Origin of the sequence: Acidithiobacillus albertensis (assembly GCF_001931655.1) — a bacterium.
Classification (GTDB): domain Bacteria; phylum Pseudomonadota; class Gammaproteobacteria; order Acidithiobacillales; family Acidithiobacillaceae; genus Acidithiobacillus; species Acidithiobacillus thiooxidans.
The window spans coordinates 1-1,058 of the sequence record NZ_MOAD01000109.1 but is presented as its reverse complement, the minus strand read 5'-3'; the positions used below and the strand labels follow the sequence as shown (position 1 = coordinate 1,058).

The 1,058-nt window shown below is 53.8% G+C and carries 2 protein-coding genes; one reads left to right on the top strand and one right to left on the bottom strand.

The features are described 5' to 3' along the window. A partial coding sequence (locus BLW97_RS18370) for a MarC family protein (protein ID WP_278278545.1) occupies window positions 1-370 on the top strand: 370 nt, incomplete at its 5' end. 62 nt (window positions 371-432) lie between these two features. On the opposite strand, the gene BLW97_RS18365 is transcribed toward BLW97_RS18370, so the two are convergent. Next, the gene (locus tag BLW97_RS18365) at window positions 433-927 is read right to left on the bottom strand and encodes a Uma2 family endonuclease (RefSeq protein ID WP_075324198.1); all 495 of its coding nucleotides are present in this window, start codon (window positions 925-927) and stop codon (window positions 433-435) included. Window positions 928-1,058 lie beyond the last annotated feature (131 nt).

Sequence of the window (1,058 nt, the reverse complement as noted above, 5' to 3'; positions counted from 1 at the left end):
AAAATCCAGCCGTTACCGCCACACTCCGGAAGAAACGGCCGAGGGCATGAGCAAGGAAGCAGTAGCCGTGGTACCACTGGCCATTCCCCTCATGGCGGGTCCGGGTACCATGATTACGGTGATTATTGCCCATCATAAAAATGCTTCCTGGTTTGCCAGCGGGCTATTGATTCTGGACATCCTGATCATTGCCGGAGTCGCCTACGCGGCGCTGCGCCTGGCCCGGCCATTGTCACGGCGTCTGGGCGTAACCGGCATCAACATATCCACCCGAATTTTCGGGCTGGTCCTGGCTGCCATTGCCGTCACCTTCATTGCCAATGGTCTGGCAGCACTTTTCCCCGGCCTGGTGCATGTCAGCACCAGCTGATCAGCGCATCATCCTGGATAACCCAGTCAAGCACACGGCCCATTGTAGCATCAGGGCGGCATTCAATCCGTCGGCAAAGCTGAAGGCAGATCGACGCCCGCATAGATCTCCTCTACTGAAAGTGCCAGGTCGACACATTGGCAGCGCAAACGATCGCTTTCAGGGTCATTCAACAACTCGTACCACCAACCTTCAGGATGCCGGCGGAATGCCTCGACAACGATTTTTTCGCTATCCACCAAAACATATTCCTGCAGGCTAGGGAGCGTCTGATAAGCTTGTAGCTTTTCACGACGGTCCACATTCGCCGTGCTCGCCGACGATACTTCGACGATAAGGCAAGGATCTTCCAGATAGAGGGTATCTCCAGACAACGGCGCGCCACAACGCAACACCACATCGGGGTAATAAAAGGCATCTACAGCTTCCACCCGCACTTTCATATCGCTGTTCAGAACCTGACAGTGACTGCCACGGGCTTTTTGCCAGAGCAGTCCATACAGGTTACCGGCAATCTGGTTATGCCGCAGCTTGGCCCCCCGAGTTCGACAGTTCATCGGCAAAAATCGTCAATTTCGTAACGCCGCCCCAGCATTCATAGGGGTTTCAGCGCCTATTTTCTAAAAATGCTGTGGTGGCACGTTTTATCACTTTTGATCTTTTATTGACATGCCTATGAACGCTGATA